Annotated in this window: 13 protein-coding genes; 7 read left to right on the top strand and 6 right to left on the bottom strand. The window is 74.9% G+C overall.

Annotation, left to right across the window (positions count from 1 at the left end; all coding sequences use genetic code 11):
* Window positions 1-112 precede the first annotated feature (112 nt).
* Complete coding sequence (locus tag ACIP5M_RS32120) at window positions 113-844, bottom strand: VIT1/CCC1 transporter family protein (RefSeq protein ID WP_401203386.1); 732 nt, start codon at window positions 842-844, stop codon at window positions 113-115.
* A 246-nt stretch (window positions 845-1,090) separates the two neighbouring features.
* Between ACIP5M_RS32120 and ACIP5M_RS32115 the strand changes: the two genes are divergently transcribed.
* The 7 genes from ACIP5M_RS32115 to ACIP5M_RS32085 are packed head-to-tail and all read left to right on the top strand — an operon-like array spanning window position 1,091 to window position 9,762.
* On the top strand, window positions 1,091-2,077 hold the full coding sequence (locus ACIP5M_RS32115; RefSeq protein ID WP_401203384.1) for an ADP-ribosylglycohydrolase family protein: 987 nt from the start codon (window positions 1,091-1,093) through the stop codon (window positions 2,075-2,077).
* The gene (locus ACIP5M_RS32110; protein ID WP_401203381.1) at window positions 2,074-3,612 is read left to right on the top strand and encodes an ADP-ribosylglycohydrolase family protein; all 1,539 of its coding nucleotides are present in this window, start codon (window positions 2,074-2,076) and stop codon (window positions 3,610-3,612) included. The genes ACIP5M_RS32115 and ACIP5M_RS32110 overlap by 4 nt, the downstream gene beginning before the upstream one ends.
* Window positions 3,613-3,619: 7 nt before the next feature.
* Window positions 3,620-4,765 carry an ADP-ribosylglycohydrolase family protein gene (locus tag ACIP5M_RS32105; RefSeq protein WP_401203378.1) on the top strand — a complete coding sequence of 382 codons (1,146 nt, stop codon included), beginning with the start codon at window positions 3,620-3,622 and terminating at the stop codon, window positions 4,763-4,765.
* The gene (locus ACIP5M_RS32100; protein ID WP_401203376.1) at window positions 4,762-6,771 is read left to right on the top strand and encodes an ADP-ribosylglycohydrolase family protein; all 2,010 of its coding nucleotides are present in this window, start codon (window positions 4,762-4,764) and stop codon (window positions 6,769-6,771) included. The genes ACIP5M_RS32105 and ACIP5M_RS32100 overlap by 4 nt, the downstream gene beginning before the upstream one ends.
* Window positions 6,768-7,709, top strand: coding sequence for a ribokinase (rbsK, locus tag ACIP5M_RS32095; protein WP_401203373.1), 942 nt, complete (start codon window positions 6,768-6,770; stop codon window positions 7,707-7,709). The genes ACIP5M_RS32100 and rbsK overlap by 4 nt, the downstream gene beginning before the upstream one ends.
* Window positions 7,706-8,950 (top strand): CaiB/BaiF CoA transferase family protein, encoded by a 1,245-nt coding sequence (locus tag ACIP5M_RS32090; RefSeq protein ID WP_401203370.1) that lies wholly within the window; start codon window positions 7,706-7,708, stop codon window positions 8,948-8,950. The genes rbsK and ACIP5M_RS32090 overlap by 4 nt, the downstream gene beginning before the upstream one ends.
* Window positions 8,947-9,762 carry an HpcH/HpaI aldolase/citrate lyase family protein gene (locus tag ACIP5M_RS32085; RefSeq protein WP_401203367.1) on the top strand — a complete coding sequence of 272 codons (816 nt, stop codon included), beginning with the start codon at window positions 8,947-8,949 and terminating at the stop codon, window positions 9,760-9,762. The genes ACIP5M_RS32090 and ACIP5M_RS32085 overlap by 4 nt, the downstream gene beginning before the upstream one ends.
* Window positions 9,763-10,206: 444 nt before the next feature.
* Here ACIP5M_RS32085 and lgt read toward each other — a convergent pair whose 3' ends face one another.
* From lgt to trpM, 5 genes are all read right to left on the bottom strand, one after another.
* Window positions 10,207-11,301 carry a prolipoprotein diacylglyceryl transferase gene (gene lgt / locus ACIP5M_RS32080; protein ID WP_401203364.1) on the bottom strand — a complete coding sequence of 365 codons (1,095 nt, stop codon included), beginning with the start codon at window positions 11,299-11,301 and terminating at the stop codon, window positions 10,207-10,209.
* A 108-nt stretch (window positions 11,302-11,409) separates the two neighbouring features.
* Window positions 11,410-12,336, bottom strand: a complete 927-nt coding sequence (locus ACIP5M_RS32075; protein WP_401203361.1) for a DsbA family protein — start codon at window positions 12,334-12,336, stop codon at window positions 11,410-11,412.
* A gap of 94 nt (window positions 12,337-12,430) precedes the next feature.
* The gene (gene trpA / locus ACIP5M_RS32070; protein WP_401203358.1) at window positions 12,431-13,258 is read right to left on the bottom strand and encodes a tryptophan synthase subunit alpha; all 828 of its coding nucleotides are present in this window, start codon (window positions 13,256-13,258) and stop codon (window positions 12,431-12,433) included.
* Window positions 13,255-14,526 (bottom strand): tryptophan synthase subunit beta, encoded by a 1,272-nt coding sequence (trpB, locus tag ACIP5M_RS32065; protein WP_401203356.1) that lies wholly within the window; start codon window positions 14,524-14,526, stop codon window positions 13,255-13,257. Before trpB ends, trpA begins: the two co-directional genes overlap by 4 nt.
* 184 nt (window positions 14,527-14,710) lie before the next feature.
* Window positions 14,711-14,899 carry a tryptophan biosynthesis modulator TrpM gene (gene trpM, locus ACIP5M_RS32060; RefSeq protein WP_401203534.1) on the bottom strand — a complete coding sequence of 63 codons (189 nt, stop codon included), beginning with the start codon at window positions 14,897-14,899 and terminating at the stop codon, window positions 14,711-14,713.
* Window positions 14,900-14,917: the final 18 nt, after the last annotated feature.

The raw sequence follows: 14,917 nt of genomic DNA, 5'->3' as shown, positions 1-14,917 counted from the left end.
GGGCTTCATTGCCCGGGCGCCCCGATCTGATGCCCGCTGGACACAGGATCGAAACCGCAGGGTAACGGATTACTTATGCGGAGCTCTGCATAGTGTGGCACTCCCTGCTCGATCAGCCTACGGCTCCACCGATCCAGGTGCCCAGGATGTACGTCACACCGGCGGCCGCGCCACCCAGGACCAGCTGCCGCAGTCCGCTGTACCACCAGGACCGGGCGGTGACCCGCGAGACGACCGCGCCGCACGCGAAGAGCCCGGCCAGCGCCAGCAGCACCGCCGGCCACAGGGACGTGGCACCGAGCAGGTACGGCAGTACGGGGAGCAGCGCGCCCAGGGCGAAGGAGCCGAAGGACGAGACCGCGGCGACGAGCGGCGAGGGCAGGTCGTCGGGGTCGATCCCGAGCTCCTCGCGGGCGTGGATCTCCAGCGCCTGCTCGGGGTCACGGGACAGCTGCATGGCGACCTCGCGGGCGAGGGCCGGTTCGACACCGCGCGAGACGTAGAGCTCGGCCAGCTCCTCCATCTCGTCGACGGGGTGCTTGCGCAGCTGCTGGCGCTCGATGTCCAGTTCGGCGAGGACCAGTTCGCGCTGCGAGGCCACGGAGGTGTACTCGCCGGCCGCCATCGAGAAGGCGCCGGCCGCGAGGCCCGCGAGCCCGGTGATCACGATGGTGTGCGGGGCGACGGCGCCGCCCGCCACGCCGGTCATGAGCGCGAGGTTGGAGACCAGTCCGTCCATGGCACCGAAGACGGCCGGGCGCAGCCATCCGCCGTTGACATCGCGGTGGGTGTGGTTGTCCCGGTGCGCGGTGTGCAGCGGTGCTTCGATGTCGATGATGGACATACGGATGTCTCCCCATGTGTGCGAACGGGCGCCGCGAGACACGCCGCTCCCCCTGGACACCTCGAAAGTACGCACGATTTTTGTGGCCCGCCAGCAAGGTAGGCCGTACTTACCTGCGGTTTTGCGGGTCGGCGACCGGGTGACGGGGACGTTCGCGGGGTGTTTCGCGACGAGCGACAAACCACCTGCCATGGCACAAATCCCCCAAGGGCTCACGATGGGTCCCACCAAATGGAGAGGCGCGCCATGGAGCTGATTGCATGCAATCCGCAGGTCCTCCTCGAACGGGCCAGGGGCGCTCTTCTGGGCCTCGCGGTGGGGGACGCGCTGGGCGCCCCCGCCGAGAACATGAAACCGTCGGAGATCCGCGCGAAGTGGGGCCGCATCGAGGGCTTCGTCTCCGACGACCCGGCGGGGACGGACGACACGGAGTACGCGATCTTCTCGGGCCTGCTGCTGGCCCGCCACGGATCGGCGCTCACCGTCGCGCACGTCGAGCGCGCGTGGCACCACTGGATCGCGGACCTGGACGAGGGCCCATTCCGCGGGGCCGGCTTCAGCGAGCGCGGCACCCTCGAAAACCTCCGGCGCGGCCTGGCGGCCCCGATCTCGGCCCAGCACCGGCACGCCTGGTCGGACGGGCTCGCCATGCGGGCAGCCCCCTTCGGGGTGTTCGCGGCGGGCCGCCCGGCGGAGGCGGCCCGGCTGGTCGCCATCGACGGCTCCGTCAGCCACGACGGCGAGGGCATCTACGGGGGCCAGGCGGTGGCGGCGGGCGTCGCCGCGGCCATGGCGGGCGGCAGCCCCGCGTCGGTGGTCTCGGCGGCGCTGTCCGTCATCCCCTCCGACTCGTGGACGGCCCGCTCCCTGCGCCGGGCCGTCACCGCCGCGCCGAGGGGGGAGCGGGCGGTGCGCTCGGCGGTGGTCATCGGGGGCTACCCGTGGACGGACCTGGCCCCCGAGGCCGTGGGCCTGGCCTTCGGCGCCTTCGCGGCATGCCGGGGCGACTTCCCCTCCTCCGTCCTGACCGCGGTGAACATGGGCCGCGACGCCGACACCACGGCGGCGGTCGCGGGCGCGCTGGCGGGCGCCCTCTGCGGCGCGGGCGCCGTCCCCCTCCCCTGGTCCTCGGCCATCGGCCCGGTCCGCGGCAGCTGCCTCCCCTCGATGCGGGGCTACCACGTCCTGGACATCGCGGACCTCCTCACCCCGGAATACGAGGCCCCCAGATGACCCCGGCAGACTCGGCCCCACCCGCCACCGCCACCGCCCCGGAACCGGTGCCCACCACCTCCGCCGTCCCGGAACCGGTGCCCACCACCACCTCCTCCTCCGCCGCCGCCGCCGCCCAGGAACGGGTGCCCACCACCTCCGCCGTCCCGGAACCGGTGCCCCCCACGCCCGGCACCTTCCTCCTGCGCGCCGAGCCCGGCGCCTTGCCCCTCCCGGACCTCCAGCCCGCCACCCCCACACGCCCCGAACCCGGAACCCCTGCGCCCCGGCCGCCGACGGAAACCACCCAGGTCGGCGCGGAGCCCGGAACGGACCCCGGGGCCACAACCACTCAGCTCGGCACGGACGCCAGGACGGACTCGGGGAGTGTCGTCGTCCGCGTCGAGGTGCGGGGCGGCGGCGCCGGGGGGCGGCGGATCGAAGGGCTGCTGCTCGGGCTGGCCGCGGGCGACGCGGCCGGCTGGCCCGCCGCCCGCCACCGCGCCAGCCGCATGCCCGAGTGGACCCGCCGCCTCACCCGCGAGCTCGACACCTTCGCCGAGCAGAACGCCACCACCACCCTCCCTGTCCCCATCGCCCTCAACCAGCCCCCCGAACCCCTCCGCCTCGGACCGAGCGACGACGCCGAGTGGGCCGCCTTCGCCGCCGAGTCCGTCCTCACCGCCGCCGGAGTCCTGCTCAGCGACCTCTCCCGGTCCAGGCGGATGCGCGCCGCCATCGACCTCGCCTGGAACGCCCTCGCCTCCGAGATCGCCGCGGCGGCGGACCGCGCGCCCGAGGTCGAATCCGCCGTCCTCCCCCTCCGCGCCCGCATCTCCGTCCGCGCCGGCCTCGGCAACCTCGCCGCCGGCCTGCGCCCGCCCGCCACCGGCCACGACAACCCGCACTACTTCGACGACGCCGCCTGCATCCGCGCCTGCGTCCTCGCCGTCGTCCACCCCGGCGACCCCCGCGCGGCGGCCGACCTCGCCGAGTTCGACGCCCGCTACACCCAGGACGGCGACGGCGTCCACGGCGCCCGCGCCATGGCCGCCGCCGTCGCCACCGCCCTCGCCACCCCCGACGTGGACGCCGCCGTCGACGCCGCCCTCGAACAGCTCCCCGCATCCACCGAGATCGCCCGCAACGCCCGCCACGCCGTCAAACTCGCCCGCACCCACCGGGCGGACGGTCTCGGCGGCGGCGCCTTCGCCATCGTCCCCACCCTCGAACACGAGATCGTGGACCACGTCTACAGCTACGGGATCGCCGCCGCCGAAACCGTCCCCGTGGCCCTCGCCCTCGCGACCGCCGCCCGCGGCAGGGTGACCGAGGCCGTCCCCGCCGCCGCCTGCCTGTCCCGCGTCGCGGACTCCGCCCCGGCCCTCGCCGGCGCGCTCACCGGCGCCCTCGGCGGCGGCGACTCGATCCCCGCCGCCTGGCGCGAGGCCTGCCGCACCCTCTCCGGCTGCGCCCTCCCCCGCCTCGCCGGAACCGATCTCGTGGAGCTCGCCACGCTCCTCGGTCGCACGGAACTCACCGCACCCAAGGGATGATTCGGACATGACGCTCACGTTGGAGGACCGGGCCTGCGGCGCTCTCGTCGGAGCCGCCGTCGGCGACGCACTCGGCGGCCCGGTGGAGGGCTGGAGCCCGGACCAGATCGTGGAACGGCACGGCGGCCGCGTGCACGGCATCGTCGGCCCGTGGCACGAGGACTGGCGCACCGCCCGCCCCATCGCCCCGTACCACAAGGGTGACGGGCACGTCACCGACGACACGCTGATGACGCACGCGCTGGTACGGGTCTACGAGGCCGTACGGGACCACCTCGACGCCTACGCCGTCGCCGACCACCTGGTCCCCGATCTGATGACGAACCCCCGCTGGATCCCCGAACTGGAGGCGGAGGCCCTGCCGTTGCAGCGGATCTTCCTCGCCGAGAAGTGGATCGTGACCCGGCTGCACTACGCGCACGCCGACCCCCGCGAGGCGGGCAGCGGCAACATCGTCAACTGCGGTGCGGCGATGTACATGGCGCCGGTCGGGATCGTCAACGCGGGCAATCCGGCGGGCGCGTACGCGGAGGCGCTGGACATTGCGGGCGCCCACCAGTCGTCGTACGGACGGGAGGCGGCGGGCGTGTTCGCGGCGGCGGTCGCGGCGGCATGCGTGCCGGGTGCGACGGCCGCCTCGGTGGTGGACACGGCCCTGTCCCTGGCCAAGGACGGCACCCGGGCGGCCATCGCCGCCGTCGCCGAAGCGGCCTCGGCGCACCGGGACTTCGAGTCGGCCCTGGTCCCGCTCCGCGCCGCGGTGGCCCCGTACGACTCGGTCGGCCCGGACTACCGCGCCCCCTCGCTGGGCGCCCGCCGCCCTTCCCGCCTGCACTCCATCGAGGAACTCCCGATCGCCCTCGGGATGCTGCTGATCGCGGACGGCCGCTACGAGACCTCCGTGCTCGGCGCCGTCAACTACGGCCGGGACTGCGACTCCATCGCCACCATGGCCGGCGCCGTCGCCGGGGCGCTGGGCGGCGAGGCCGCGGTCCCGGCGGCCTGGGCCAAGCAGGTCGCCGAGGCCAGCCGTCTCGACCTCCACGCCCCGGCCGCGGCCCTGGCGGCGGTGGCCCGCGAGGTCTTCACCCTCGACCGCGCCCGCCGCCGCGCCCACGAAGCCGCCTTCGCCGCCCTCACGGACCCCCGATGACACCCCCGCCCCCCACCCACCGCCCCACGACCACGGGCCTCCCCCGAGAACCCCAACCCCGACCCACCCCAGCCAGGCCAACGCCCCCCACCGAAGCCCCCACCCACCGCCCCACCGCCACCAGCCTCCCCCGAGAACCCCAACCCCGACCCGCCCCGGCCAGGCCGACGGCCCCTGCCGAAGCCCCCGGCCGCCGCCCCACCGCCACCGCCCACCCCGCGGAACGCGGCCCCCGGTCCGGCCGCAGCCCGTCGCCCGCGCCCGCGGGACACCGGTCCGGGGCCGCTTTCCCGGCGGCAGCGCCTCATCGCCCCGACGGCGGCGGTTTCCCCGGGTCGCAGTCCCCTCTCCGCCCCGGGCCGGCGCCCGCGACCCCGCCCGGGCGTGCCGTCCCGGCAGGCGGCGACGGGCCGCTGCGGGTCACCTGGGTACAGCCCGAGGACCTGATCGGGCACGAGCTACGGCAGGCCGCCGAGGACGGCCGGGACGCCGAGGCGGTCCGGCGGACCTGGGCGGCGGCCGGCGGGCACCCGGCCCCCGGGCGGGCCGGCGCCTCCCCCGGCCCGGCATCCGCGGAACTGCGCGCCCTCGCGAGCCGCCTCCTGGACGAACTCGCCCGCCTCCCCTCCCCCCTCGCCCCCGACGAACCCACCTCCTGGCAGTCCATCCGCGCCACCCGGCCCGCCCCGGACCCCGACTCCGACTCCGCCCCCGGCTCGGCGCGGGGCCGGGTGGGTGCCGGGGCGCCCCCGCAGGGCGCCGAACGCCGTACCGCATCACTGTCCGACCCCGAGGCCACGTTCGGCGCCCGAGGAGGTGCCCCGGCGCACGCCCGGCCCCGCGCCGAGGCGGACCCGGGCCCGGGGCCGGGCCACGGGGTTCCCCGTCGGCCGGGCGACGGGGTCCCCCGTACCGCCGCGCCCGCGGCCCACCCCGCCCCCCTGCAGACCCGGCTGGAAGCCGCCTGGCTCGGGCGGGCCGCCGGGTGCCTGCTCGGCAAGCCCGTCGAGAAGCTGCCGCTCGACGGGATCCGGGCCCTCGCGCGGGCCGCCGGGAACTGGCCGCTGGACGACTGGTTCACCGAACGCGGCGTCCCGCCGGAGGTACTGGCCGCCCACCCCTGGAACCGCCGCTCGGCCCCGACCTCCCTCGCCGAGAACATCGACGGCATGCCCGAGGACGACGACCTCAACTACCCCCTCCTCGGCCTGCTGCTCCTCCAGCGGCACGGCAAGGGCTTCACCACCGCCGACGTCGGCCGCCTCTGGCTCGACGAACTCCCCGCCGGCCGGACCTTCACCGCCGAGCGCGTCGCCTACCGCAATCTGCTGCACGGCCTGGAGCCCCCGCTCACCGCCACCCACCACAACCCCTTCCGCGAGTGGATCGGCGCCCTCATCCGGGCCGACGTCCACGGGTGGACCAACCCCGGCGATCCGGCCGCGGCCGCGGCCCAGGCCCACCGTGACGCCGTCCTCACCCACACCGCCAACGGGGTGTACGCCGCGCTCTTCGTCGCCGCCGCCACCGCCGAGGCCGCCGGCGGCCGCGCCGACGTGCACACCGCGCTCCGGGCCGGCCTGGCCGTCGTACCGCCCCGTTCCCGCCTCGCCGAGGCCGTCCGCCACGGGATCGCGGCGGCCGAGCGGGAGGCCGACTTCGACCGCGTCGTGGACCGGCTGCACGCCCGCTACGGCCACCACCACTGGGTGCACGCCCTCCCCAACACCGCCCTGCTCGCCGCCGCCCTCACCCACGCGGACGGCGACTTCACCGGCTCCATCTGCCGTGCGGTGTCGGGAGGTTGGGACACCGACTCCAACGGCGCCACCGCCGGCGCCCTCGCCGGGATCCTGGCCGGCTCACCGCGGAACCTCCCGCACCGCTGGACCGCACCGCTCAACAACCGCCTCTCCACCAGCGTCCCCGGCTTCGACGGCATCGGCTTCGACGCCCTCGCCCGCCTCACCCACCACCTCGCCGCACAGGAGGCACCACACTCATGACGGCCATCGCCGTGCTCGGCAGTACGAACATGGACCTCGTCGCCTACGTCCCCAAAGCCCCCCGCCTCGGGGAGACCGTCACCGGCCGCTCCTTCCGTACGGTCCCCGGCGGCAAGGGCGCCAACCAGGCCGTCGCCGCGGCCCGCCTCGGCGGGGAGGTGGTCATGATCGGCGCGGTCGGCGCCGACGAGTTCGGCGTACGGCTGCGCTCCGCGCTCACCGCGGCCGGGGTCGAAACGGCGGCCCTGCGCACCGTCGAGGGCCCCAGCGGCACCGCCCACATCACGGTGGACGACGAGGGCGCCAACAGCATCATCGTCATCCCCGGCGCCAACGCCCACGTCACCGGTCTGGAGGCGGACGACGACGCCCGGATCGCCGCCTGCGACGCCCTGCTCCTCCAGCTCGAACTCCCCTTGGAGGCCGTCCTCGCCGGAGCCGTGGCCGCCCGCGCCCACGGCGTCCGTACGGTCCTCACCCCGGCCCCCGCGCAGCCGCTGCCGGCCGAACTCCTCGCCGCGACCGACCTGCTGGTCCCGAACGAGCACGAGGCCGCCGCCCTGACCGGGCTCACCGACCCCCGCCAGGCGGCCGCGGCCCTCCTGCAGGACGTCCCCGAGGTGGTGATCACCCTCGGTGCGGCCGGCTCCCTGTACGCCGCCCGGGGCCGGGAGGCGCTGACCGTGCCAGCGCCACGGGTCCGGGCCGTGGACACCACCGCGGCCGGGGACACCTTCGTCGGCGCCCTCGCGGTGGCCCTGGGCGAGGGCCGCCCCATGGCCGACGCCCTCGCCTGGGCCTCCTGCGCCGCCGCCCTGTCCGTCCAGCGCCCCGGCGCCCAGGACTCGATGCCGAGCCGAGCCGAAACCGACGCGGCCGCCCCGGCCGGGCCGGGCGCCGGGACCGGGGCGGCCGCCGCGCCCGGAGCCTCGTCGTGACAGCCGCCGCAACAGGAGCCGGCGCCGCACCCTCCCGCGCCCCCGACCCGGAGGCCGCCGGACCGCTGCAAGGACTGCGCGTCCTCGACCTCGCCACCCTGTTCGCGGGCCCGCTGGCCGCCACCCTCCTCGGGGACTTCGGCGCCGAGGTGATCAAGGTCGAGCACCCCGTCCGCCCCGACCCCTCGCGCGGGCACGGCCCGGCCAAGGACGGCGTCGGCCTGTGGTGGAAGCTGCTCGGGCGGAACAAGCGGACGATGACCCTCGATCTGTCCGCCCCCGGCGGCCGGGACACCCTGCTGCGCCTGGCAGCCACCGCCGACGTCGTCATCGAGAACTTCCGCCCCGGCACCCTGGAGCGGTGGGGTCTGGGCTGGCCCGAGCTGTCCGCCGCGAACCCGCGGCTGGTCCTGACCCGCGTCACGGCCTTCGGCCAGCAGGGCCCCTACGCCCACCGCCCCGGCTTCGGCACCCTCGCGGAGGCGATGAGCGGCTTCGCCGCGATCACCGGCGAGCCGGACGGGCCGCCGACGCTGCCGCCCTTCGGTCTCGCGGATTCCATCGCCGCGCTCACCACCGCCTACGCCGTGATGACCGCGCTCGCCGGCCGCGACCGCACCGGGCACGGGCAGGTCGTGGACCTGGCCATCATCGAGCCGATCCTCACCGTGCTCGGCCCGCACCCGCTCTGGTACGACCAGCTCGGCTACGTCCAGCCCCGCACGGGCAACCGTTCCACGAACAACGCCCCCCGCAACACCTACCGCAGTGCCGACGATCGCTGGCTGGCGGTGTCCACCTCCGCCCAGTCCGTCGCCGAACGGGTCATGCGGCTGGTGGGCCGGCCCGAGGTGATCGCCGAGCCCTGGTTCGCGTCCGGCGCCGGCCGGGCGGCCCACGCGCACGTCCTGGACGAGGCGGTCGGCGGCTGGATCGCCCGCCACAAGGCCGAGGAGGTCATCGCGGCCTTCGAGGAGGCCGAGGCCGCCGTCGCGCAGGTCTACGACGTACGGGACGTGATGGCCGACCCGCAGTTCGCGGCGCTGGACACGGTCACCGAGGTCCAGGACCCGGAACTCGGCCCGCTCCGGATGCAGAACATCCTCTTCCGGCTCTCCGAGACCCCCGGCGCGATCCGCTGGGCGGGCCGCCCGCACGGCGCGGACACCCACGAGGTCCTGACGGAGCTCGGCCTGACGGAGGCCGAGATCACCGCTCTGCGGAGGGAGGGGGCGCTGTGATCCTGACCTGGCTGTACGCACCGGGCGACCGCCCGGAGGTGGTCGCCAAGGCCCTCGACAGCGGTGCGGACGCCGTCATCGTGGACCTGGAGGACGCGGTTCCGGTCTCCCGCAAGGAGTACGCCCGCGCCGCCACGGCCGAACGCCTCGGCGAGCGGCAGCCGGTCCCCGTCCACGTACGCGTCAACCCGCTCGACTCCCCCTGGGGCGGCGCCGACCTCGCCGCCCTCGGGGGGCTGCACGGCCTGGCGGGGCTGCGGCTGCCGAAGATCAGCGCGCCGGAGCAGGTGGTGGCCGCCGCCGACCGCACGGGCGGGGTCTGCCTGCACGCGCTGCTGGAGTCGGCGCTGGGGGTGGAGCGTGCGTACGAGATCGCCCGCGCGCATCCCGCCCTGCGCGGGCTGTCGCTCGGAGAGGCGGATCTGCGGGCCGATCTGGGCGTGAGCGCGGAGGCGGGGCTGGACTGGCCGCGCTCCCGGGTGGTGGTCGCGGCCCGCGCGGCGGGGCTGGCGCCGCCGGCCCAGTCCGTCTTCCCGGACATCCGGGACCTGGAGGCGCTGGCCGTCTCCTGCGCGCGGGGCCGCTCGCTCGGCTTCCTCGGCAGGGCGGCGATCCACCCGCGGCAGCTGCCGGTGATCGAGCGGGCCTACCTGCCGGCTCCCGCGGAGGTGGCGGCGGCGGAGGAGATCGTGACGGCGGCCCGTGCCACGCCGGGGGCACTGGCCCTCCCGGACGGCCGCTTCGTGGACCCGGCGGTGGTCGCTGCGGCCCACCGCACCCTTGCGCTCGCCGCGCGCACGTCCCCCCACTGACCCCCGCCACCGGGGCCATGCCCCGGCCCCCACGGGGTGCCGCGGGCCGCCAGTCCCCTGCGGACCGCGTCCTGGGGCTCCGCCCCAGACCCCGCGCCTCAAACGCCGGCGAGGCTGAAATGGCCCGGCCGCACGGAAACGGCCCGAGGAAGCGGTTACGCGGCATTCCGCGGACCGCGTCCCGGGGGCTCCGCCCCAGACCCCGCGCCTCAAACGCCGGCGAGGCTGGATGTGCCCCCGGCGGGGGGGAAGTTTCAGCCCCGCCGGCGTTTGAGGCGACGGGCGCGGAGCGCCCGTGTTGGGGGCCGGGGCTGCGCCCCGGGGAACGGTGGAAGGGCGGGTAGGGGACCGCTCCGCGCAGCGGCACCGCACCGCACAACCCCGCCCGGGTACGCCGAAGGGGGCCCCGCAGGGTGCGCGGCGCCCCCTTTCGGGACCGTACGGTCAGCGTTTCCCGGCCTCCGGAGCCTCACCCTCGGCCTCGGCCGCCGGCGCGCCCTTCGTCAGGACGGTCGCCTTGGCCTCGGGGGCCTCCGCGGCCCCGCCTTCCCCGGGCGTGGAGTCCTTCGGCCCGGCCCCGTCCGGATCGACGGGCTTGCCCTCCCCGGGCACGGAGTCCTTCACCTCGGCCGCGTCAGCGGGAGCGGCATCGCCGGAACCCGCCTCACCCTCGGCCGACGCCGACGCCGACGCCGGCGCCGCGTCCTTGTCGCCCCCACTGCCCGAGGCGTCGGGTTCGACAACCCCCTCACGCCCCGGGCGCAGCTTCGCCGAGAGCACGAAGTAGACCACCGCGAGCACGAACACCACGATCGCGGTCCAGACGTTCAGCCGCAGCCCCAGCACGTGGTGGGCCTCGTCGACCCGCATGTACTCGATCCAGCCGCGCCCGGCACAGTACGCGGCCACGTACAGCGCGAACGCCCGCCCGTGCCCGAGCTTGAAGCGCCGGTCGGCCCAGATGACCAGCACCGAGACCCCGATGCACCACAGCGACTCGTACAGGAAGGTCGGGTGGTAGGTGCCCGCGACCCGGTTCGGGCCCTCGCTGATCTCCAGCGCCCACGGCAGGTCGGTGGCGCGGCCGTACAGCTCCTGGTTGAACCAGTTGCCCCAGCGCCCGCAGGCCTGGGCCAGCGCGATGCCGGGGGCCAGGGCGTCGGCCCAGGCCGGGAGCGGGATGCCCCGCAGCCGGCAGCCGATCCAGGCGCCCACCGCGCCCACCGCGATCGCGCCCCAGATGCCGAGGCCGCCCTCCCAGATCTTGAAGGCGTCGACCCAGTTGCGGCCCTCGCCGAAGTAGAGCTGGTAGTCGGTGATCACGTGGTAGAGGCGACCGCCGACCAGGCCGAACGGCACCGCCCACACGGCGATGTCCGCGACCGTGCCCGGCTTTCCGCCGCGCGCGACCCAGCGCTTGTTGCCGAGCCAGACGGCGACGAAAACGCCGATGATGATGCAGAACGCGTAGCCGCGGAGCGGGATCGGTCCGAGATGGATCACGCCGGTCGACGGACTGGGGATGTAAGCAATGTCCATGGCAGACCCGACGCTACCCTGCCGGGCGGTGCAGACGGCAACCGCCCGGCAAGCCGAAACCAAATCCACACACGGACACGGCCGGGTCCCCGCCGCCCCGCCGGGCTCTCAGCCCTCCCCCGCGCCCGCCGATCCGCTCTTCGAGGGCGACTTCGAGGCCCGCCCCGAGGGCGTGGCCGACGGCGTTGCCGACGGTGAGGCCTTGGCGGCGCCCGTCGCCGCCGGGGCGCCGGAGGCGCCCTTGGCCGCGGCCTCCACCTGCTCCTTCAGCTTCTGCGGGGTCACCGGATTGGCCTGGTCGGAGAAGATGTCCTTGCCGTTGAGCAGCACGGTCGGCGTGCCACGGAACTTCCCGGCGCGGAAGGCCTCCTGCGACTTGCCCACCCAGCTGTTGTGGGTGCCGTCCTCGACGCACGACCGGAAGGCGGGGGTGTCGAGCCCCTCCACCTTGCCGGCCAGTTCCAGCAGCTTGGCGTTCTTGGCGTAGGCGTCGTCGGTTTCCTGCGGCTGGTTCTGGAAGAGGACGTCGTGGTAGGCGGAGAACTTGCCGGCGTCCTGCGCGCAGGCCGCCGCGTTCGCGCCCTTCAGCGATCCGCTGCCGCCCATGTTGCCGTCGATGAGCGTGACCAGGTGGTAGTCGACCTTGAGCAGCCCCTTGGCCTCCAGGTCGTGGATGGTGGCCCGGTAGTTCTCCTCGAAGGCCTTGCAGGCGGGACAGCGGAAGTCCTCCCACACGGTCAGCGTGGACTTGGCCTCGTCCTTGCCCGTCCGGATGGCGAGCGCGTCCTTGCCGGTGGCCCCGGAGGGAGCGACCACCGGCCCCTCCTTCGCGGCCTTGTCGCTCTTGCCGGTGTTCGCCGCGATCAGGCCGACGACGGCGGCCAGGCCCAGGACGCCGACCACCGCCGCCGACACGATGAGGGTCCGCCGGCGCTTGTCCCGGTTCTTCTGCCGCTCGCGCTCCATCTGGAGTCGCTCGCGGGCCGATCGTTTCGTCGCATCGCGGTTCGCACCGTCGTCGTTCTTCTCGCTCACGTTCGGCCAAACGAAGCAGGGAGGCACTCGCGTGCCTCCCTGCTCCCACTTCCACCCGATCGGGCTACAGAACCCTCCCGTAACCCGCCCGGCGTCAGGACCTGCGTACGCCTTCCGCAAGCTCGCCCGCCAGCGCCCGTACGGCGTCCAGCCCGGCGGGCAGGTCCGGCGCGTCCAGCAGCAGCTTCACGAAGGCCGAGCCGACGATCACCCCGTCGGCGAAGCCGGCCACCTCCTTGGCCTGGGCGGCGTTGGAGACGCCGAGGCCGACGCAGACCGGGAGTTCGGTCGTGGCGCGGGTGCGGCGGACCAGGTCCTGGGCCTGGTTGCCGACGGACTCACGGGTGCCGGTGACGCCCATGAGGGAGGCCGCGTAGACGAAGCCGGAGCCGGCCTCGGTGATGGTGGCCAGGCGCTCGTCCTTGCTGCTGGGGGCCACGACGAAGACGGTCGCCAGACCGTGCTTCTCCGCGTGCTCGCGCCACAGGGCGGACTCCTGGACCGGCAGGTCGGGCAGGATGCAGCCCGCGCCGCCCGCCGCCGCCAGTTCGGCGGTGAACCGCTCGACGCCGTAGCGGTCGATGGGGTTCCAGTACGTCATCACCAGGACCGGGGCCCCGGTGGCCTCGTGCGCCTCGCGGACCGTGCGCATCACGTCGGCGATCTTGACGCCGCCGCGCAGGGCGATGTCGTCGGCGGTCTGGATGACGGGCCCGTCGAGCACCGGGTCGCTGTGGGGCAGCCCGATCTCGACGATGTCCGCTCCGCCCGCGATGACGGCCTTGACCGCCTCGATGCCGCCGTCGACGGTCGGGAACCCGGCCGGGAGGTAGGCGACGAGCGCGGCCCGGTCAGCGGACTTCGCCTTGGCGAGGGTGGCGCTCAGCAGCTCGATGTTGCCCTGCCCGTGCGTGGCGCTCACTTGTCGTCCCCCTCGGAGAACTCGTTCTCGGCGACTTCGCCGTCGGCGTCGTACAGCCCGAAGTAGCGGGCGGCCGTGTCCATGTCCTTGTCACCGCGTCCGGACAGGTTGACGACCAGCAGGCCGTCCTTGCCCAGCTCCTTGCCCAGCTCGAGGGCGCCCGCGAGGGCGTGCGCCGACTCGATCGCCGGGATGATGCCCTCGGTGCGGGAGAGCAGGCGCAGGGCCTGCATGGCGGCGTCGTCGGTGACCGCGCGGTACTCGCCGCGCCCGCTGTCCTTGAGGTAGGAGTGCTCCGGGCCGATGCCCGGGTAGTCCAGACCGGCCGAGATGGAGTACGGCTCGGTGATCTGGCCCTCCTCGTCCTGGAGGACGTAGGAGCGGGAGCCGTGCAGGATCCCGGGCTCGCCGGCGGTCAGCGTGGCCGCGTGTTCGCCGGTCTCCACGCCGTGCCCGGCGGGCTCGAAGCCGACCAGGCGGACGTCGGTGTCCGGGATGAAGGCGTGGAAGAGGCCGATGGCGTTGGAGCCGCCGCCGACGCAGGCCGCGACGGCGTCGGGCAGCCGGCCGGCGCGCTCGAGGATCTGGCGGCGGGCCTCGACGCCGATGACCCGGTGGAAGTCGCGGACCATCGCCGGGAAGGGGTGCGGTCCGGCGACCGTGCCGAAGAGGTAGTGGGTGCGGTCCACGTTGGCGACCCAGTCGCGGAAGGCCTCGTTGATGGCGTCCTTCAGCGTCCGGGAGCCGGACTTCACCGCGATGACCTCGGCGCCCAGCATGCGCATGCGGGCGACGTTCAGCGCCTGGCGCTGGGTGTCGATCTCGCCCATGTAGATGACGCATTCGAGGCCGAACAGGGCGCAGGCGGTGGCGGTCGCGACACCGTGCTGGCCCGCGCCGGTCTCGGCGATGACGCGGGTCTTGCCCATGCGCTTGGTGAGCAGCGCCTGACCCAGCACGTTGTTGATCTTGTGCGAGCCGGTGTGGTTGAGGTCCTCGCGCTTGAGGAAGATCCGTGCGCCGCCGGCGTGCTCGGCGAACCGGGGCACCTCGGTGAGGGCGCTGGGCCGGCCGGTGTAGTTGACCATCAGCTCGTTGAGCTCGGCGGCGAAGGCCGGGTCGCCCTTGGCCTTGTCGTACTCGACGGCGACCTCGTCCACGGCGGCGACGAGCGCCTCCGGGATGAACTTGCCGCCGAAGTCGCCGAAGTAACCCTCGGCGTTCGGGACGTGACCCTCCGGGTCCGGAATGAAGAACTCGCTGGACATGTCCAGTGCTCCTACGGGTGCGAGATGCGGCGGAAGTGCTCTTCACCGTATTGCGCCGCCCGCCCGTGACACACACACCTTTCGGCGTGCCTGAATACGCTGCGGAGCGGCCCCTGCCCGGGGCCGGCGGCCCGGGGCAGCGGGCCGTAGCGGTTCCGCGCGGTGGGGACCGCGCGATTCCTCGTTACGGCGCGCTTCCGCGGCGCCATCGCATGCCGTTGACCTGACCGGGCTCGGAGCCGATCACGTACCGGACCCGCCGCCCGTGCACGCGCCGGGCCGGGGCGCGGCAGCCGCGGGGGCGGCAGCCGCGCGCCAGGGGCGCGTGCGCCGTCGGCACGCCGACCGGGCCGCGGCGAGCTGCCTGCGGCACGTGCGACGTGCGGACGGA

The sequence above is a fragment of the Streptomyces sp. NPDC088762 genome, from assembly GCF_044750905.1.
In the GTDB taxonomy this organism is placed as follows: Bacteria; Actinomycetota; Actinomycetes; order Streptomycetales; family Streptomycetaceae; genus Streptomyces.
This window is presented reverse-complemented; position numbering and strand designations above follow the sequence as displayed.